Consider the following 16,559-nt stretch of genomic DNA (forward strand, 5'->3'; position numbering starts at 1 on the left):
TCCCGGTAGTCGACTACTACATTTAACGGTTTTGGGACCGCAATACAATATTACTGCAGCGGATGGCATCGCTAACTCACCCGAATATTTCCGTACGTTATGGAGATATTCGGTCGCGAACGGTCGGTTCGAGGGGGGCTCGAAACGGTGCAGGTGTCGCTCGCGCGCGGATCGGTGCGAGTGGGCCCGAGCGGGTTCGCCGACAGATCTCGACCGGGTCGGATCCGGTCGATCGGCCCGTCGGCGAGCGACGTGGGACGCGTTTCGGCGCACCTGTATTGTTTAATCCAAACAATATTATACGAGCGACGCGTCGGTCCGATCATGAGAGCGATCTACGCGACGGACCTCTCGGCGGCGAGCGAGGCGGCCATCGAGAACGAGACCTGTCTGGAGTGTCTCGAACGGATCGGCGTCGAGACGATCCACCTGGTGACGGTCGTCCCCTCGAACGTCCATCCGGGGATGCCGGGACTGGACCTGGAGGGGCGCCGCGAGCGCGCGCTCGACCGTTACCGCGGCGTGATGGAGGCGGCGGGCTTCGGCGTCGAGACCCACGTCGTCCGGGGGACCCCCTACCGGCGCATCAACGGGATCGCGGAGACGGTGCGGGCGGACCTGACGATCGTCGGCTCGCGGGGACAGAGCCCGCTGGCCAACCGCGTCATCGGCTCGACCGCCCGGAATCTCGCGCGGACGACCGTCGTCCCGCTGCTGGTCAACCGCGTCGAACGCGAGGACGACCAGCCGGCGGTGCTCCGCGAGCACCTGTTCCAGCGGGTGCTCTACGCCACCGACTTCTCCGAGAACGCCGAACGGGCCTTCGACGCGTTCTCGTACCTCCGTCACGCGACCCAGGAGGCGACGCTCGTCCACGTCGAATCGCCGAAAGATCAGGGCGAGACGGACCCCGAGGGGCGCCTCGCCGAACTCGCCGAGACGCTCGACGACTGGGACATCGAGACGGCGATCGAGGTCCGACGTGGCGACCCCGCCGAGGAGATCCTCGACGTCGAGACGGCGGTGACGCCGACCACGACGCTGGTCGGGTCGCGCGGGCAGAGTCGGATCCGCCGGCTGATGCTCGGGAGCGTCTCCGAGGACCTGGTCGCCCGGGCCAGCGGGAACGTCTACCTGGTCCCGCCGCCCCGGACGACCTGACGAGCCGTCCGTCTCGACGGATCGGCGGACCGCCACGGCACGATTTTCGGGAAGGAAGTCGTGAGGAGCAGCCGGTTCAGACCGGCAACACGGCGATCGAGCCGTAGCCGAGTACGAACGCGAGCGCGAACGACCCCGCCCAGGCGCCGACGGTCACGGCGATCTTGCGCGCGCTGACCGCGTCGCTGCCGCCGACGGCGGCACCGCTGCCGATGATCGCGCTGACCACGATCTCGTTGAACGAGACCGGGACGCCCAGCAGCACGGCGAGCTGTGCGATCAGGAAGGAAGGGACCAGCGCGGCGATCGACCGGCGCGGACCCAGCGAGGAGTAGTCCCGCGCCAGCGACTTGATCATCCGCGGGGCGCCGGTCCACGAGCCGACGAGGATCCCGAGTCCGCCGCCGACGAGCACGGCCGCTACCGGGACCATCTCCACCGAGTCGAGCAACGGGAGCAGCGGCCCGACGGCGAGGCCGACCTGACTCCCGCCCGCGGAGAAGGCGACGAGCGACCCGAGCGCGAGCAGCACGCGCCGGAGCCCGCCGCTCGTGTCCCGTCGGACGTCCCACCAGACGAGGACACCGATCGAGAGCGCGACGACCCCCGAGACCGCGACCGGCCCGACCGTCGCGACGTCGATGGTTCGCCCGGCGAGCCCGACGAACGAGCCCGCCGTCTTCCCCGGACCGACGTACGCGAACTCGACGTTCGCAAGGACGGCGCCGACGAGCGCGGCCAGCGTCGCGACGCTGTAGCGTTCGGGCACGTCGACCCGCGGGAGGACGCTCGCGATCGCGTAGGCCAGCCCGCCGCCGACGAACGGCGTCAGCAGCCAGACCGCGCCGATCTGCAGGTACTTCGACGGGACGGGCGAGCCACCCAGCGCCAGCCCGACGCCGACGACCGAGCCGGTGACGGTGAACGCCGTCGCGATCGGGTAGCCGGTCCGGATCCCGACCGCCATCAACCCCGCGCCGATCGCGAGGACGACGATGACGCCAGTCACCGGGAGGGAGATGCCGCCGACGAGGCCGCGACCGACCGCCTCGGAGACGTTCGCCCCCTGGACGACCGCGCCCGCGAACCCGAAGATCCCCACGACGAAGGCCGCTCGCATCGTCGAGATGGCGTTGGCACCGACCGCGGGGGCGAAGGGAGTCGCACCGCTCGACCCCGCGCCGATCACCCACGCCATGAACAGGCTCGCGGCTCCGGCGACGAGGAACAGGCCGACGACAGATGGATCCATGAGCGAAGCGTGCGAACCGGTGTCAGTCCGCTCCCGACGGTGCGGGGGCGGTGTCGGCCGCGCGACTCCGCCAGTATCCCTGGACGTACGCGCCGAGGAACATCCCGGCGAGCGCCCAGAGGATGGTCACGTTGCCGGTTCCGAGGCTGGCGTAGGCGGCGCCCGGACAGATACCCGACAGCCCCCAGCCGACGCCGAAGACGGCGCCGCCGACCAGGACGTTCCGGTCGAACGGCTTCAGCCGTCGCTCGTAGGGGTCGCCCGTCAGCGGTGCGGCGTCCCGGATCCGGGGCAACAGCGCGAACGCGACCCCGGAGACGATCGCGGCCCCGAACATCACGAACGGCAGCCCGAGGTCCTCGAACTGGAGGAAATTCAGCACGACCTCCGGCCGCGCCATGTGGCTGAACCCGAGGCCGAACCCGAAGACGATGCCGCCGGCGAAGACCAGCGGCTTGAACAGCGGATGTCGGTCCGCGCTCACGTGTCGCTCCCTCCGGTCGCTCCCGTTCGCGCAGTTCGAGACGCAAGCGTCTCGCGCATTACGGGCTCACCCCCAGCGCCGCGACGATCTGGGCGGTCCCGATCGCCACCGTCAGGAACGTCACTACGCCGACCAGCGACGTCTTCGACGCCGAACCGACGCCGCAGACGCCGTGGCCGGACGTGCAGCCCTTCCCGATGCGGGTGCCGACACCGACCAGGATACCGCCCAGGAACAGCCGCCAGGGCTGGACCGCGGTCGACCACAGCGTCACGCCGGCGACCTCGTAGAGCTGGCCGGTCGTCCCGGGCTCGTACAGCGAACTCGTGACTACGCCGGACTGAACCGTCGCGGCGAACGCCAGCCCGCCCAGGACGATCCCGGCCGTGAACACGAGCCGCCAGTCACGCGAGCCGACGTACTGCTGGAACCGCGACTGGCCGGAGACGTACGACAGCGTCGACTCCAGGAACGTGCTCGCCCCGGCCGGGATGCCCGTACCGACGTAGATCACGACGGTCCCGAGCCCGACCAGCAGGCCGCCGACGGCGTAGCGACTGACGCCGTTGGGGAACAGGTCGGCGGCCGCCTGCAGCGCGACTGGATCAGCTACCATGGGTCCGTTCAGTCACCCGCGAGCGATTCCTGGCTGGCGGCACAGTTGTTCGGCCCCAGTTCGAGCGTGAACGCCGCCTCGTCGTCGACGGCGTTCTGGCCGAGGTTCGTCGCGATTATCTCCTCGTAGTTGGCCGGCCGGGGCGGCATGTCCGAGAGGATCAGCTCGACGAACCCGTCTTCGTCCATGGTGAGGGCGTCCATCTCGTCGACCAGCTGGCCGATCGGCGCCGTGTAGGTGCCGTCGTCGGCCGGCTCGGCGGCGTCGCTGAAGTGCGCGCCGCCGACGAGCGTGTCGTCGGGCAGCGCCAGGACCCGTTCCTGCAGCGACTCGTAGAGCATCCGCGCCGCGTCGGGCGCGCCGTCGTCACCCTCTTCGAGGTCGGGGCGGGCGACGCTCTCGACGAACAGCCCGTCGCCCGTGGCGAGCAGACCGTCGTCGAGCAGGTAGGAGGTCATCCCGGTCGTGTGGCCGGGCGTGTGGACGGCCTCGATCGTCGCGTCGCCGACTTCGAAGGTGTCGCCGTCGGCGGCGGTCGTCAGCTCGTCCGCGTAGGTGACGCCGCGGTCGACCGCGGCCTCGGGGACGACGCCCTCGACGCCCTCGGTGTCGAGGTCGCGCACGCCCGAGATGTGGTCGGCGTGAACGTGGGTGTCGAGCGCGTACTTCAGATCGACACCGAGGTCGTCGGTATCGGAGAGATAGCGGTCGGTGAACGCGCGCAGCGGGTCGACGACGGCGGCCTCGCCGTCGTCGTAGAGCAGGTAGCCCAGACAGCCCGAGGACGGGCGCTGATACTGCAACAGCGTCCCCGCGCCGTCGTAGCGCTCGACTTCGACCGCCTCGTAGATGCGCGCCCAGCCGTTCATGCCGTCTTCGAGGTGGTTCACGTCGTACCCGCGCTCGGCGAGCGTCCCCGCGACGAACTCGCTGGCGCCGCCTTTCGCACAGAGGACGGTCACCTCGCGGTCGTCGGGGATCCGATCGAGGGCGTCCGCGTCGATATCGTCCTCGAGGAACTCGAAGTACGGGACGTTGACCGACGTGACGTTCTCGCCGTCGATGCGCCACTCTTCGTAGTCGGAACCCATCCGCGCGTCGAGCAGCGTCACGTCCTCGCCCGCGTCGATGCGATCCTTCAGCGTCTCCGGGGCGACCGTCGCCACGTCGGCGTCCGGAGTCGGGAAGTCGTCTGCGTTCATGAGTGTACCCCCACCTACCGGGTGGACACACTAAAGAGTTTGCATAGAAATCCACCAACCACACAATATAGTTCGCGGCACAGTCGACCCCGAAGCACGCATATAAGCATACGTGCGCGGAATAGGGCGCATTTTCACCGTGTTCCCAGAGACCAGTTGTTTGTATACTGCGCAAGAACCAACATTCTTTTAACCACGTAGCCGATATTGTGCGTTAGCTCCAAGACAGACCAACGGAGCGGACACAACAATGAGTGCAGAATACGACATCGCGGAGACGCTCGACGTGAAAGGCGCATCGTGCCCGATGCCGGTCGTCAAGACCAAATCGGCCATCGACGACCTCGGCGCCGACGAGGTCCTGGAAGTACTCGCCACCGACTCCGGCAGCATGAGCGACATCGACGGCTGGGCCGACGGCACCGAGGGCGTCGAACTGCTCGGACAGGAGGAGAGCGGTGACGTGTACAAACACTACGTGCGCAAGACGGAGTGACGATGAGCACGGACACGTCAGACACGCCGGCCGACGACGCCCCCGACGCGGCCGAGAGTGACGCGCCCTCCCGTGCGGAACTGGCCGCGCGCGTCGCGGAACTCGAGGAGTCACTCGCCGAGGCGACCGACGACGACGACGGCAAGAAGATGTCCATCATCGCCACCAAGGGGACGCTGGACATGGCCTACCCGCCGCTGATCCTCGCCAGCACCGCCGCCGCCTTCGGCTACGAGGTGACGGTCTTCCACACGTTCTGGGGACTGGACATCCTCCACGAGGAGCGGTCGAAGAACCTCAAGCTCAGTTCCGTCGGCAACCCCAACATGCCCGTGCCCAACGCGGTCGCCGCCCTCCCCGGCATGGACCGGGTGACCACGAAGATGATGGAGAAGAAGATCGACGACAACGACACCGCCACGATCGAGGAACTCCTCGAGACGAGCCTCGACATGGGCGTGGAGTTCCAGGCCTGCCAGATGACCATCGAGTTGATGGACTACGACGAGGCGGAGTTCTACGACGGCGTCACCACCGGCGTCGGCGCGGCGACCGCGCTACAGGACATGGCCGACGCCGACATCCAGCTGCTGGTCTAACCTCCGATGGGCGAGCTCGAGAATCCGATTTCACGCATCTCCGACGCCGTCGGCGAGGCAGAGGGCACCGGTGCGGTCGACCTCAAGCCGCCACGCACGGAGATCATCGATCCGGACGCGCTCGGAACGTTTCTCGAAGATACGACGCCGTCTGGACTCGAAGTTCGCTTCACGTATCGTGGTCACGACGTCGTCGACGAGAGCGGTCACGTCCGAGTCGGCTGAAGCGGACCGTCTTCTCTCTCGCCGTACCCTGTTCCTCACAGGACACGCCCGCAGCGTCGCTGGTTGGTTTCCACGGATGCCCGGCGACGAGAGCGGTCGTGTGTCTGCCTGTGCAAGTTGTTTCGCAAGGGTCGATCTGGGAAGTTCACTCCCCGTACCCCTCACTTTCTATCGGCCCGCTGAAGACGCCGTAGAGGAACTTGAAGTACCACAGCACCAGCAACAGTACCGGGAAGCCGAGGACAGTCACGAGGTTCAGCGCCAGCGGCGAGACGACCGCTTCTCTAACCAACAGCCCGGTCGGCGGATAGATCGTCGGGTACAGCAGAATTGCGACCAGGATCGTCAACAGTGTGGGCAGCGCCAGCGCGCTCACGAGCCAGGCTCGGTACCGGCCGCGTCTGGCCAGTACGCTCCCGCCCAGCCCGACGGCGACCGAGAGAGCGACGACTGCAGCGACGGGCAGCGAGAGCACCGCGTCGGCAGCGCCGCCCGCATCGGTCAGGACGACGGTTCCCAGCAGCACGACCACACCGCCGAGGTACGCCAGTGTCGCACCGATGCCGTACGTGCGTAGCTCCGCCGCCAGACCGGGCTCGGTCTTGGCCGCGAGAAACGCTGCACCCGTGAGTATCGAGACGGCGACCAGCCCGACGCCAGTCAGCGCCACTGGTAGCGTCGCCCCGCCGAACAGCCAGCGACCCGCGAGCATCCCCAACAGGAGCGGCGCGAACACACTCCCGCCGATGAACGCGTAGTCGGTGTAGCGCTTCCAGCGCTCGTCGTCGCGCTGCTCGCGGAGTTCCGGACCGAGGCCGCGGAACACCAGCGCGACGACGAACCCGAGCGCGAGCAGATAGTTGTCCGCCAGCAGGCGGGAGTACACCCGCGGGAACGCCGCCAGCAGCATCGTTCCGAAGGCGACGATCCACACCTCGTTCGCGTCCCAGATCGGTCCGAACGCCGCCAGGAACGCCTCCCGCTCGCGTTCGTCCGTCCGGATCGCGTACAGCATCCCGATACCGAAGTCGAACCCGTCGAGGACGACGTACATCCCCAACGCGAACAGCACGGCCCCGAACCAGATCTCCGGCAGCGATTCGACGAGATACGCGTCGACGGGCAGCAGCTGGTCAGTCATCGCCACTCACCCACGGAATCGGGCCGTGCCAGCGGCTCTCGTTCGATTCTCGGACGCCGAGTGACCGGAGTTCTTCCCGGACTAGCCACTTCAGAATATACAGGGCTGTCAGCACCAACCCGACGTAGACGACGACGAACCCGCCCAGGGTCAGTGTCGCCTCGGCACCGGTGAGCGTCGACGACACCGCCTCGCTCGTCTTGAGCTCGCCCTGGATGACCCACGGCTGCCGACCGATCTCGGTGACGTACCAGCCGGTGAGCAACGCGGCGTACCCGAGAGGCGATGCGGCGATCATCGCCTTCAGGTACCGTGTGCTGTCAGACAGCCGCCCGCGGTACACGAGGTAACCGCCCCACAGTGCCAGCCCGATGAACAGGAATCCGAGCCCCACCATGAAGCGGAACGACCAGAACACGAGTGCGACCGGCGGGTTCTCCTCGTACTCGTTCAAGCCGACGACCTCGGCGCCGAAGTCCCCGCCACTGGCGAGATACGATCCGACTGCGGGGAGACTCACCGTGAAGAGGTTCTCGGCCCGTGGATCAGTGAGTGCGTCGGTGGACTTCGGGAACGCGAGCAGGTGCAGGTCGGCCTGCCCCGTCTCGTAGTGAGCCTCCATCGCGGCGAACTTCTGGGGTTGCGTATCCTCGACGTGACGACCGTATGCGTCGCCGTGAACCGCCTGGAACGGCGCCGAGACGAGTAGCAGGACGACGGCGAGCCTGAGCGCTGAGTTCCAGGCGTCCGTCTCCGGCCGCTTCCAGACGATGTACGCCGAGACGCCCGCGACGAGCAGTGCGACCGAGATCACCGAGGCGTTCATCATGTGGAGGTACATCCAGGGCATTCGCGGGGTGAGGAACGCGGCGACCGGGTCGGTCAGTTTGGCGACCTCCATCCCGTTGCGGGTGACCATCTCGTAGCCCCGTGGGGTCTGCATCCAGGCGTTGACGATCAGGATCCAGAACCCCGAGAGCCAGGCGCCGAGGCCGACCAGTACCGACGAGAGGACGTACGTTCGGTCCCCGACGCGGTCGCGACCGTACAGCAACACGCCGAGAAAGACGGCCTCCAGGAAGAACGCCATCTTCGCCTCGAACGCGAGTGGCCCGCCGATCAGTTCTCCGGCCACCTCGGCGAACTGTGGGAAGTTCGTGCCGAACTGGAAGCTCATCGGGATCCCGGTGACCGTCCCCATCACGAACCCGGCGGCGAACACCTTCACCCAAAACGAGCGCAATCGCGCGTACCGTTGCTCGTTCGTCCGGACGTCTCTCCAGGTGAAGTAGACGATAAACGGTGCAAGCCCGATCGAGAGCGACGCGAAGATGATGTGCACGGAGATGGTCCATCCAAATTGCATTCGACTCGCGATCTCTGGAGAGAGCAACGCTGCCCACCCCAGGTCGACGGCGGATAGCAGTAGCGGTGGACCCATGCGCCCGACGGTACGGGACACGAGCTAATGAGTCGTCCCGGGATCCCCGCGTTGCAGCATTCGACGCGAAACCTTTTATCCCTCGTATCGTACGTTTACTGTTGTTCAGAACAACCCAGTTTTTGATACACCGACGGTCGTTTGGAAACACGCGAGAGGAACGGGATCGAGCCTCTCGAGGCGGCGATACTGTGAGAAGCAAGCCAGTCCCGTCGTAGGTGGTAGCGGGAGATCGGCTGTGAGAGCCCGGACATCCCCGCCGCGCCGACGACGAGTACCGACAAAGCGCGACCGTCCGAGTGCAGATCGTTTAGAGAGTCTGTTCGTCGGTGAGAAACGTGCGGTGTTCTGCGAGGGAGTCGTAGACACCACCGAGGACCATTCCGTAGATCACGTAGGCCACCAGTGTTACGGCCAAGAACGGGAGATCCCCGACGAGGGTTTCGTTCCCGACGGAGATATTCAACAGGTCGCCGACGACGTATCCGGACCAGAGAACGAGCCCGAATACCGCCCCGTGAGCGAGTCCCGATTCGCCCGGTAATCCCCACGTGAAGCCGCCGAAGAGGAGCGGCCAGGCCACCGCGAAGAGGAGTGCGAACCAGAGAAACGTAATCACCGTCGCGGTGAGCGTCCCGAGTTCGCAATAGGGCGGGCCCCCAACTGCACAGAGACTCGTAAAGGTCGCAAACACGAAGAGGTTGGTTCCCGCGAGCAAGAGATCCGCAACCGAGAGAAATATCAGTAGCGTGACCGTCGCTGCGATTCCCCCGCCGAGGCTACTTCGGACTGGTTCCATGGATTCATTCTGTCTGCCCGACTGAAAATTCTGAGTATGACCCGTGTGTCTCGTACGTTCCTCGAAGGTTCGTTCGATTCGAGGATGCAGATCAGCTGGTTGCGTACTACACGATCCAGCGCCCACGAGCGGCTAGATACGACGGACGCGGTCAAAGCGCGAGACCGGAATCGAGTGGGAAAGGGACGAATCGAAGGGCCCCACTACTGTGACTCGCCGGTGGAATGAGCACGGCCGAGGGCGCCTGCGAGCGCCAGCAGGTAGCCCAGCCCGTACTGGACGTCCGGATCGCGTACTCCGCGAAGCAGGCCGACGGCTCCGACCTGCTCGGGGGAGGTCCGTTCCGCTTCACCGACGCTCTCCAGCAGCCGTTCGATGCCGTCACGAGTGTCGTCGTCGGACGCCGTCTGCGCGACCTCGCCGAGCGCGGCGCCGGTACCGGCCAGTGACGTGACCATCTCGTCGTCGAGCGCCGCGGTCGCCAGCGACCCGACCTCCGCGAGTTCGGCCAGTTCGTCGAGCGTACCGCTGCGCTGGAGCGCGAGCAACGTGTCGAGTGCCGCACGCAGTTCGTCCCCGTTCTCTCCGACCGTCTCGGCCAGCGCCACGGTCTCGTCGGTCGCCAGGCCGTCGGCCGACTCCGCCAGCGTCGATCCCGTCGCCGAGAGCTCCCGGACCATCTCGTCGTCGAGTGCGCTTTCGCCCAGCGAGAGCACGTCCAGGAGCCCGTTGACGGCGTCGAGGTGGTCCACGAACTCGGCGACCGCCTCGGGGTTCCGTTCGATCGCCGCCGCTAGCTCGGACCGCTCGGGATTCTGCTGTTCAGCCATGATCAGAGTAATCCTCGTGCAGTCAGCCAGTAGGACTCGTTGTAGGCCAGCTTCGACCAGTGGAGCTTCTCGGAGGGCGGCGCCGGCGACGGCGGGCGCTCGTAGTCGAACTCGACGAACGACGCCGCGTCCATCCCCGTCTCGACGAAACACAGCGTCTTGCCGTCGTAGGTCGCCGTGGCCGGGCGACCTCGGATCTGGCTGGCGATCCGCTGGCCGACGACACCGGCCTGGTAGTGGGCGACGCTTCCGGCGTTCGGGACGCCCGTCGCGGCCGTGTCGCCGAGCGCGTAGACGTTCTCGGCGGCCTCGGCCTCGAGGGTGTGCTTGTCGACGTCGACCCAGCCGTCGTCGCCGAGCCCCGCCTCCTCGATCAGGTCGATACCGCGGTGGGGCGGGATGGCCACGAGCAGGTCGTAGTCGATATCGGTTCCCTCCATCGAGGTTATCGTCCCGGCGTCGGGGTCGACCGACTCCGCGTTGAAGAACGTCTCCACCTCGATGTCGCGCTCGTCCATCAGCGGCCGCGCCCACTCGGCGATATGGGGATTGCCGTGGACGCGCTGTATCGGGTACGTGTACGTGATGTCGACGTCCTCGCGCAGGCCGCGCTCGCGGAGCCAGTCGTCGGCCATGAACACGAACTCCAGAGGCGCCGCCGGGCACATGTGGGGCGTCCCGACGACGCTCAACACGAGGTGGCCCTCGGTGAACGAGAGCAGTTCCTCCCGGAGGGCCTCGGCGCCCGACTCGCTGTAGTAGTCGTGGCCACCCTCGGCGAGTCCGGGGATCTCCTCCGGCGCGAGCGTCGACCCGGTCGCGAGCACGAGGTAGTCGTAGTCGATCGGCTCCGGCGCCTCGTGGTATCGGACCTGCCCGGCGTCGGTGTCGATGTCGGTCACGCGGTCGACCCGGACGGCGACGCGGTCGTCGACCAGCTCGCGCAGTCGCCGGCGTCCGTCCTCGGGTTCGCGCTGGCCGAAGGGGACGTACAGCCACACCGGTTTGTAGACGTGGTCGGGGCCGTCGTTGACCAGCGTTACCTCGACGTCTCCGGCGTCGATCTCCGCGCCGAGCCGGTCCGCGAGGTCGTTGGCCAGGACGGTCCCCCCGGTGCCACCGCCGACGACGATGACGCGCTCGGTCATGCTTTCTCCACGTAGAACGCGTGGTGGTCGTCGCCCTCTTCGGTCGCGAGCAGCTCGTTGTCGGTCTCCTCGACCCACTCGGGGACGTCCGTCAGCGACCGCTCGGTGTCGCTCAACAGCCGGACGACTGCGCCCGATTCGGCGCCCCGGACCGCACCGATCAGGTCCATCAGCGGCCCCGGGCACGCCGCCCCGCGCGCGTCGACGGTCGTTTCGGGCTCGATATCGGTCTGGCTCATTGGTACGTGTGTATCTCCGCGCCGAACGCCATTAATATTGTGCTGCTATTCCAAGATTGTGGAAAAGCGTCCGGGTACACCGCCCGGACGTAGCGCGTCGCGCCCCGGACACCTCGGACCGCCCCTAGACGCGTTCGCGTTCGAACACGACGCCGTCGTGGTACGGCGGTAACTCGTGGCGGTCCGCGAGGGCGAACGGTGCGGCGTCCGTGACGATGTCGGCGTCGAGGGCACTCGTCGGGTTCCGGGCGTCGCAGTGGACGGCGACGACGTTGTCGATCCCCTGTCGGTCCGCGAGGCGTTCGAGTTCGCCCAGCAGCGACTCGTCGAGGTCGAGCCCGTACGTCCGGGCGGGCGCGGTGACCCGCGCGGTGGGGAGCGCGAGGTAACCGTTGCCCGACCCGACTTCGGCGAGCGTGTCGCCCGAAGAGAGCCCGAGACTCCGGAGCGTGGCCCCGGGCGTCGGCCACAGCCGCTCCCACCGGTCCCAGTCGGGCTAGCCCGTGTTCCGAAAGCGCTCCACCTCACGTGGTGTCGACACCGACGAGTTCGTACAGGAGGCAGACGTTCGCCAACGCGGTCCCGAGCAAGACCGCACCGAGGAGCAGCGCCACCCCCCCGACGACCGGCCCGAGACTCGATACCCCGGCGAACACGGCGACGCCCGACACCGCCAGCACGGTGCCGACGACCAGTCTCACCGTCCTATCCGTCGACCCAATATTGGACTTCATACCCACTTCTATGCACGATATACTCATAAACGTTGCCTGGAGCGGTCGGGGTCCGGTCTCGGGCCCGCCACGCCGACGCGGGGGCGCGGCAGGCCGTCAGGTCGTCGCCGCGCTGTCGGCGAACGCGCGGGGGAGCGACGCGTAGACGAGGGCGTTGTCGACGAGCGCGTCGACGGTCGTGTACTCGTCGACCGCGTGGACGGTGTCGGTGCCGAACGCGAACTCGACGGTCGGGATGTCGGCCGCCCGGAGTCGCTTCGCGTCGCCGCCGCCGGTCGCGCTCCGACGGTAGACCCGCTCGCCGCCGACCGCTTCCGCCGTCGACGCGACGGCGTCGACGAGCGGGCTGTCGATCGGTTCGACCGAGCCGACGCTCCAGGACACGTCCGCGATCGTGATCCCCTCACAGTCGGCGACGCAGGACCGGATCTCCGCGAGCATCTCGTCCGTCTCGACGCCCGCCGTCAGCCGGATATCCACTTCTGCCCGGGCGGACTGGGGCACGCTGTTTATCGCCTCCCCGCCTTCGACGGTTCCGAGGTTGATCGAAGGCGTCTCGAAGAGGTCGCGAGCGGTCGTCTCGCCCATCGACGGGGCGTAGAACGCGACCGACTCGTCGACGATCGGCGCCATCTCCGGCCCGACGTCGAGGTCGCGCCGGCCGAACCGCTGGCGGAGCGTCTCGACGGCGCCGTAGAGCCGGTCGATCGCGTTCTCGCCGAGTGTCGGTCGCGACCCGTGGGCCGCCTCGCCGCTGGCGTCGAGGGTGAGCCAGATGCTCCCCCGGTCGGCGACGGTCACGGAGTGGCGCCCCAGTTCACAGGTCGGCTCGCCGATGACGCAGGCCGCGGCGTCGAGTCGATCCGCCGCCAGCAACGCGGGGAGGCCGGCGTCGCCGCCGACCTCCTCGTCGCTGACGAACGCGAACTGCAGCGTCACCGGCGGTGTCGTCCCGGTCTCGGCGAACGCGACGATCGCGAACACCATCGCCGCGAGCGGCCCCTTCATGTCCGTGGCCCCGCGACCGTAGACGCGGTCGTCGACGCGCTCGCCGAGCGGCGACCGAGTCCACTGCTCGGCGTCGAACGGAACCGTATCGAGATGACCGTTGTACAGGAGCCGCTCCCCGCGCTCGCCGGGCACGGTCACCAGCAGGTTCGGCTTCGCCGGGTCGACGGTGACCCGCTCGACTTCGACCGCGTGCTCGGCGAGATAGTCCTCGATCAGGTCGGCGAGGTCGGTCGTGTCGCCCGGCGGGTTCGACGTGTCCACCGCCAGCAGGTCGAGCGCCAGCTCGGCGAGGTCGTCGCCGTGGGCCTCGACGTATTCGGTCGGATCCGACACCGTCACACCCCCTCCGACGGCCGGGACGACCGGTCCGCACAGTACGCGCACACCGCACCGGGACCGGCGAACCGACCGCGCGACTGACCGTTCATGTGAACACGTTGGTTCGCGACCGTCTAAAGTATTTTGCAGATCATACAATACTGATGGCGGTGGAGGAACCACGGCCGGCGCGGTCGCGTGGGCGGTCGGCGGCGAGGGCCGGTCAGTCGGCCGACCGCCGCCGCGAGAGCCGGGCGATACCGGCGAGGGCACCGACCGTCAGGGCCGTCACGGCGACCTGGACGAGACCGCCGCCGAGCGCCGCCGTCGTCCCGCCGGCGGCGGCGCCGCTCGCGGCCCCCGTCGTCGCCGGCGCGACCAACAGGCAACAGAGACTCGCGAGCCCGCCGATGCCGAGGACCGACCACCGAGCGCCACTCTCCTCGTCCGTGCTCTCCTCCGAAGTCGTCATCTGTCGGGTCGTTGGCGGACGCGTCTGTTGAATCTTGCCCAGCGAGGCGCCGTCAGTCAACACGCCTCGCACCGCCGCCGCTGGTAGTAGAGCAGGCCAGCGAACGACAGGACCGAGACGGTTCCCAGCAGCGGACGGAGCGGGTCAAAGTGGGTCATCAGCGCCGACGAACTGAACAGCGCGAGCAACACGGCGTTGCAGATCGGACAGCCGAACGCGAGGAACCCCCCCACGAGGCCGCCGGCCGCGTACCGGTCGCCGATCGGGTCCGCGGTCAGCGACCGCTGGTAGGTGAAGGCCCCGGCGAAAGTGGCCGTCGCGGTCAGAAACAGGTAGTCCGCGGGCGTCCGGGCGACCATGCGGACGTACACCGGATTCGGCACCAGACCGGTCACGACACCGAACAGCAGGAAGGCGCCGGCGCCGACGCCGAGGCTCCGGAGCAGGCGCGGTCGCGGGAAGTCGGTCATCGGTCGCCCCCGATCGAGCACGTCAGCGGGTCGCCCGTTCGGCCGAGGAAAAACAGGAGCAGCGCGATCCCGCCGAGCCGCAGGAGGTTGCCCTGGAACGGCAGCGCCGCCATCGCCCCGACGAATCCCAGCGCGCCGAGGACGCCGGCGCCGCAGCTCGCACAGCCGGCCGCGAGCACGCCCGGGACCACGCCGAGCGCCGTCGACGCACCCGCCCGCTGGGCGCGTCCGAGCAGCGCGACCGCGTTGGTGAGCGCGACGCCGGCCAGCACCGCGTAGGCCGCGACCAGCGCCAGCCCGACCCAGCCGACGGTCAGATACGTCTCCCGGGTGAGCGCGGCCACCGCGTAGGGGAGATGAGTCGGGTCGCTCGCGAGCGTCTGGACGGTAAACCCCGGGAACGTGCTCAGGACCAGCACGGCGTAGGTGACGGTAGTCGCGAGCGCGGCGCCCAGGAGCCGCGCGTTCGACGTGAGCGGGTGGACGAGCGCGTCGGGAACTCCTCGCGCCCACCTGGGGACGGCGACGCCGAACGCGCTGGTCACGCCGCTAACACCCGGTCGAGCGAGTCGGAGAAGGTGTCGAACGGGTGCGCGTCGACCAGCTTCCCCGCCGCGTCGGCGTCGCGATTGTACAGCACGAAACTCGGCGTCCCCCGGACGCCGGCCGACTGCGCGACACCGAGGTTGGTCTCGACGGCGTCGCGGATCGACCCGGCGCTGGCGCTCCGACAGCTGTCGACCGCCTCGGTCGGGACACCCTCCGTCCGCTCGGTGATCCGGCCGAACGTTTCCTCGTCCGCCCAGTCGGTGCCCGACTCCGGCTGGGCGTCGAAGGCCGCCCCGTGCCACCGCCAGAACGCCGTCGGGTCGCTCTCCGCGACCTGACGCCACACGCACCGACCCCAGACCGCCGCAGGCATCGAGTACGACCCGATGTTCGGGTACGGCAGGACGACGACCCTCGCCTCGCCGGTGTCGACGTACTCCCGTCCGACGGCCGGGAGCGTCTCGGTCTCGAACCGCTTGCAGAACGGACACAGGTAGTCGGTCCAGTAGTAGATATCCACCGGCGCCCCGCGGTCGCCCGCGATCGGCCGACCGCCGAGTTCGACCCCGAACGCCGTCGCCCCCTCGCCGGTGTGAAACGACTCGGGAACGTAGCCGGATTCGCCGGATTCGGACCGGGTCGCGAGATACGCGACACCGCCGCCGAACAGCGCCGTCGCGCCGCCGGCCGCGATCGCCCGGCGTCGCGTGATCTTGTCCTTCGAGCCCATTTTGACGCAATATTGCTCGCACCGTTCATGCGTCTTTCGACCGCGCCCGACGATCCGCTACGACGAGTCGGCGGGGACCGACCCCGTCTCCCCGCGAGGACCGCCGTACCGGTCGTCGAACTCCCCGACGAGTCGCCCGACCTGCGCGTACCAGTCGTTGAGCAGGCGCCGCATGTCGTCGGCCACTTCGCGCGACGAGCGGGGCCGATAGACGTGATAGTAGCCGCCGTGGTCGTAGTTCACCTGTTCGCTCGCCACGAACCCCGCTTCCGCGAGCCGAGAGATCGACCGATAGGCGGTCGACCGCTCGCAACCCACCCGGTCGGCGACCGCGTCGACGGTCAGCCCGCCGTCAGCGTCGGTCAGCGCGCGAAACACCGCCGTGTCCCGACCGTTCATTCCATGGACGCACTCGAGCAGGTCGACGCACTCGAGGTCCCGCTGCAGGTATTCGGCGATGGCGTCTGCCATATGCGGATCTAGCGAATGGCTGTCCATAAAGTTGTTCTTGGTTTTCCCAATACTATACATTATAAAGGCACACCGCGCAGCCCGTCCCGAGCGCGCGGGCGACGGGAGCGACTCGTCGGCGGTCGAGTCGACCGGGGCGGTCAGTGACGGTCGGACCCGAAAGGGATTTGT

The 16,559-nt window shown here is 68.0% G+C and carries 22 protein-coding genes; 4 read left to right on the forward strand and 18 right to left on the reverse strand.

Going from position 1 to position 16,559, the window contains the following annotated elements; translation table 11 throughout:
* The first annotated feature begins 324 nt into the window (after positions 1-324).
* A complete protein-coding gene (locus tag I7X12_RS05940) occupies positions 325-1,161 on the forward strand; it encodes a universal stress protein (protein ID WP_198062936.1) in 837 nt (278 codons plus the stop codon).
* Between the two features lie 76 nt (positions 1,162-1,237).
* Here I7X12_RS05940 and I7X12_RS05945 read toward each other — a convergent pair whose 3' ends face one another.
* The 4 genes from I7X12_RS05945 to I7X12_RS05960 are packed head-to-tail and all read right to left on the reverse strand — an operon-like array spanning position 1,238 to position 4,715.
* Entirely contained in the window at positions 1,238-2,413 is a 1,176-nt protein-coding gene (locus tag I7X12_RS05945) for an inorganic phosphate transporter (RefSeq protein ID WP_198062937.1), read from the reverse strand.
* Positions 2,414-2,435: 22 nt separating this feature from the next.
* Positions 2,436-2,897 carry a YeeE/YedE family protein gene (locus I7X12_RS05950; RefSeq protein WP_198062938.1) on the reverse strand — a complete coding sequence of 154 codons (462 nt, stop codon included), beginning with the start codon at positions 2,895-2,897 and terminating at the stop codon, positions 2,436-2,438.
* A gap of 58 nt (positions 2,898-2,955) precedes the next feature.
* A complete protein-coding gene (locus tag I7X12_RS05955) occupies positions 2,956-3,513 on the reverse strand; it encodes a YeeE/YedE family protein (protein ID WP_198062939.1) in 558 nt (185 codons plus the stop codon).
* Between the two features lie 8 nt (positions 3,514-3,521).
* On the reverse strand, positions 3,522-4,715 hold the full coding sequence (locus tag I7X12_RS05960; RefSeq protein ID WP_198062940.1) for an MBL fold metallo-hydrolase: 1,194 nt from the start codon (positions 4,713-4,715) through the stop codon (positions 3,522-3,524).
* A gap of 250 nt (positions 4,716-4,965) precedes the next feature.
* On the opposite strand from I7X12_RS05960, the gene I7X12_RS05965 reads away from it, so the two are divergent.
* The 3 genes from I7X12_RS05965 to I7X12_RS05975 are packed head-to-tail and all read left to right on the forward strand — an operon-like array spanning position 4,966 to position 6,035.
* Positions 4,966-5,211 carry a sulfurtransferase TusA family protein gene (locus I7X12_RS05965; protein ID WP_198062941.1) on the forward strand — a complete coding sequence of 82 codons (246 nt, stop codon included), beginning with the start codon at positions 4,966-4,968 and terminating at the stop codon, positions 5,209-5,211.
* A gap of 2 nt (positions 5,212-5,213) precedes the next feature.
* A complete protein-coding gene (locus tag I7X12_RS05970) occupies positions 5,214-5,810 on the forward strand; it encodes a DsrE/DsrF/DrsH-like family protein (protein WP_198062942.1) in 597 nt (198 codons plus the stop codon).
* 6 nt (positions 5,811-5,816) lie between these two features.
* Positions 5,817-6,035, forward strand: coding sequence for a HalOD1 output domain-containing protein (locus I7X12_RS05975; protein WP_198062943.1), 219 nt, complete (start codon positions 5,817-5,819; stop codon positions 6,033-6,035).
* 145 nt (positions 6,036-6,180) lie between these two features.
* Here the strand turns inward: I7X12_RS05975 and I7X12_RS05980 are convergent, their stop codons facing one another.
* The 14 genes from I7X12_RS05980 to I7X12_RS06045 all read right to left on the reverse strand — a co-directional run bounded on the left by I7X12_RS05980 (position 6,181) and on the right by I7X12_RS06045 (position 16,388).
* Complete coding sequence (locus I7X12_RS05980) at positions 6,181-7,176, reverse strand: cytochrome d ubiquinol oxidase subunit II (RefSeq protein ID WP_198062944.1); 996 nt, start codon at positions 7,174-7,176, stop codon at positions 6,181-6,183.
* Complete coding sequence (locus tag I7X12_RS05985) at positions 7,169-8,617, reverse strand: cytochrome ubiquinol oxidase subunit I (protein WP_198062945.1); 1,449 nt, start codon at positions 8,615-8,617, stop codon at positions 7,169-7,171. The genes I7X12_RS05980 and I7X12_RS05985 overlap by 8 nt, the downstream gene beginning before the upstream one ends.
* Before the next feature lie 310 nt (positions 8,618-8,927).
* Positions 8,928-9,416 carry a DUF6789 family protein gene (locus tag I7X12_RS05990; RefSeq protein WP_198062946.1) on the reverse strand — a complete coding sequence of 163 codons (489 nt, stop codon included), beginning with the start codon at positions 9,414-9,416 and terminating at the stop codon, positions 8,928-8,930.
* Positions 9,417-9,619: 203 nt separating this feature from the next.
* Positions 9,620-10,246 (reverse strand): DUF1641 domain-containing protein, encoded by a 627-nt coding sequence (locus I7X12_RS05995; RefSeq protein WP_198062947.1) that lies wholly within the window; start codon positions 10,244-10,246, stop codon positions 9,620-9,622.
* A 2-nt stretch (positions 10,247-10,248) separates the two neighbouring features.
* Positions 10,249-11,394, reverse strand: a complete 1,146-nt coding sequence (locus I7X12_RS06000) for an NAD(P)/FAD-dependent oxidoreductase (RefSeq protein ID WP_198062948.1) — start codon at positions 11,392-11,394, stop codon at positions 10,249-10,251.
* Complete coding sequence (locus I7X12_RS06005) at positions 11,391-11,633, reverse strand: sulfurtransferase TusA family protein (RefSeq protein ID WP_198062949.1); 243 nt, start codon at positions 11,631-11,633, stop codon at positions 11,391-11,393. The genes I7X12_RS06000 and I7X12_RS06005 overlap by 4 nt, the downstream gene beginning before the upstream one ends.
* Positions 11,634-11,757: 124 nt before the next feature.
* Positions 11,758-12,105 carry a methyltransferase domain-containing protein gene (locus tag I7X12_RS06010; protein WP_232343146.1) on the reverse strand — a complete coding sequence of 116 codons (348 nt, stop codon included), beginning with the start codon at positions 12,103-12,105 and terminating at the stop codon, positions 11,758-11,760.
* Positions 12,106-12,157: 52 nt separating this feature from the next.
* Positions 12,158-12,367, reverse strand: coding sequence for a YgaP family membrane protein (locus tag I7X12_RS06015; protein ID WP_198062950.1), 210 nt, complete (start codon positions 12,365-12,367; stop codon positions 12,158-12,160).
* A gap of 96 nt (positions 12,368-12,463) precedes the next feature.
* Complete coding sequence (locus I7X12_RS06020; protein ID WP_198062951.1) at positions 12,464-13,717, reverse strand: M20 family metallopeptidase; 1,254 nt, start codon at positions 13,715-13,717, stop codon at positions 12,464-12,466.
* Between the two features lie 202 nt (positions 13,718-13,919).
* Positions 13,920-14,168, reverse strand: coding sequence for a hypothetical protein (locus tag I7X12_RS06025; protein WP_198062952.1), 249 nt, complete (start codon positions 14,166-14,168; stop codon positions 13,920-13,922).
* 56 nt (positions 14,169-14,224) lie between these two features.
* The gene (locus tag I7X12_RS06030; protein ID WP_198062953.1) at positions 14,225-14,638 is read right to left on the reverse strand and encodes a hypothetical protein; all 414 of its coding nucleotides are present in this window, start codon (positions 14,636-14,638) and stop codon (positions 14,225-14,227) included.
* A complete protein-coding gene (locus I7X12_RS06035) occupies positions 14,635-15,183 on the reverse strand; it encodes a hypothetical protein (protein WP_198062954.1) in 549 nt (182 codons plus the stop codon). The genes I7X12_RS06030 and I7X12_RS06035 overlap by 4 nt, the downstream gene beginning before the upstream one ends.
* A complete protein-coding gene (locus tag I7X12_RS06040; RefSeq protein ID WP_198062955.1) occupies positions 15,180-15,917 on the reverse strand; it encodes a DsbA family protein in 738 nt (245 codons plus the stop codon). The genes I7X12_RS06035 and I7X12_RS06040 overlap by 4 nt, the downstream gene beginning before the upstream one ends.
* Positions 15,918-15,974: 57 nt before the next feature.
* Entirely contained in the window at positions 15,975-16,388 is a 414-nt protein-coding gene (locus I7X12_RS06045) for a helix-turn-helix domain-containing protein (RefSeq protein WP_198062956.1), read from the reverse strand.
* Positions 16,389-16,559 lie beyond the last annotated feature (171 nt).

The organism is Halosimplex litoreum (genome assembly GCF_016065055.1).
In the GTDB taxonomy this organism is placed as follows: Archaea; Halobacteriota; Halobacteria; order Halobacteriales; family Haloarculaceae; genus Halosimplex; species Halosimplex litoreum.

Coding starts and splice junctions, on each gene's coding strand:
- I7X12_RS05940 (WP_198062936.1), top strand. CDS start 325: ATGAGAGCGATCTACGCGACGGACCTCTCGGCGGCGAGCGAGGCGGCC.
- I7X12_RS05945 (WP_198062937.1), bottom strand. CDS start 2,413: ATGGATCCATCTGTCGTCGGCCTGTTCCTCGTCGCCGGAGCCGCGAGC.
- I7X12_RS05955 (WP_198062939.1), bottom strand. CDS start 3,513: ATGGTAGCTGATCCAGTCGCGCTGCAGGCGGCCGCCGACCTGTTCCCC.
- I7X12_RS05960 (WP_198062940.1), bottom strand. CDS start 4,715: ATGAACGCAGACGACTTCCCGACTCCGGACGCCGACGTGGCGACGGTC.
- I7X12_RS05965 (WP_198062941.1), top strand. CDS start 4,966: ATGAGTGCAGAATACGACATCGCGGAGACGCTCGACGTGAAAGGCGCA.
- I7X12_RS05970 (WP_198062942.1), top strand. CDS start 5,214: ATGAGCACGGACACGTCAGACACGCCGGCCGACGACGCCCCCGACGCG.
- I7X12_RS05975 (WP_198062943.1), top strand. CDS start 5,817: ATGGGCGAGCTCGAGAATCCGATTTCACGCATCTCCGACGCCGTCGGC.
- I7X12_RS05980 (WP_198062944.1), bottom strand. CDS start 7,176: ATGACTGACCAGCTGCTGCCCGTCGACGCGTATCTCGTCGAATCGCTG.
- I7X12_RS05985 (WP_198062945.1), bottom strand. CDS start 8,617: ATGGGTCCACCGCTACTGCTATCCGCCGTCGACCTGGGGTGGGCAGCG.
- I7X12_RS05990 (WP_198062946.1), bottom strand. CDS start 9,416: ATGGAACCAGTCCGAAGTAGCCTCGGCGGGGGAATCGCAGCGACGGTC.
- I7X12_RS05995 (WP_198062947.1), bottom strand. CDS start 10,246: ATGGCTGAACAGCAGAATCCCGAGCGGTCCGAGCTAGCGGCGGCGATC.
- I7X12_RS06000 (WP_198062948.1), bottom strand. CDS start 11,394: ATGACCGAGCGCGTCATCGTCGTCGGCGGTGGCACCGGGGGGACCGTC.
- I7X12_RS06005 (WP_198062949.1), bottom strand. CDS start 11,633: ATGAGCCAGACCGATATCGAGCCCGAAACGACCGTCGACGCGCGCGGG.
- I7X12_RS06015 (WP_198062950.1), bottom strand. CDS start 12,367: ATGAAGTCCAATATTGGGTCGACGGATAGGACGGTGAGACTGGTCGTC.
- I7X12_RS06025 (WP_198062952.1), bottom strand. CDS start 14,168: ATGACGACTTCGGAGGAGAGCACGGACGAGGAGAGTGGCGCTCGGTGG.
- I7X12_RS06030 (WP_198062953.1), bottom strand. CDS start 14,638: ATGACCGACTTCCCGCGACCGCGCCTGCTCCGGAGCCTCGGCGTCGGC.
- I7X12_RS06040 (WP_198062955.1), bottom strand. CDS start 15,917: ATGGGCTCGAAGGACAAGATCACGCGACGCCGGGCGATCGCGGCCGGC.
- I7X12_RS06045 (WP_198062956.1), bottom strand. CDS start 16,388: ATGGCAGACGCCATCGCCGAATACCTGCAGCGGGACCTCGAGTGCGTC.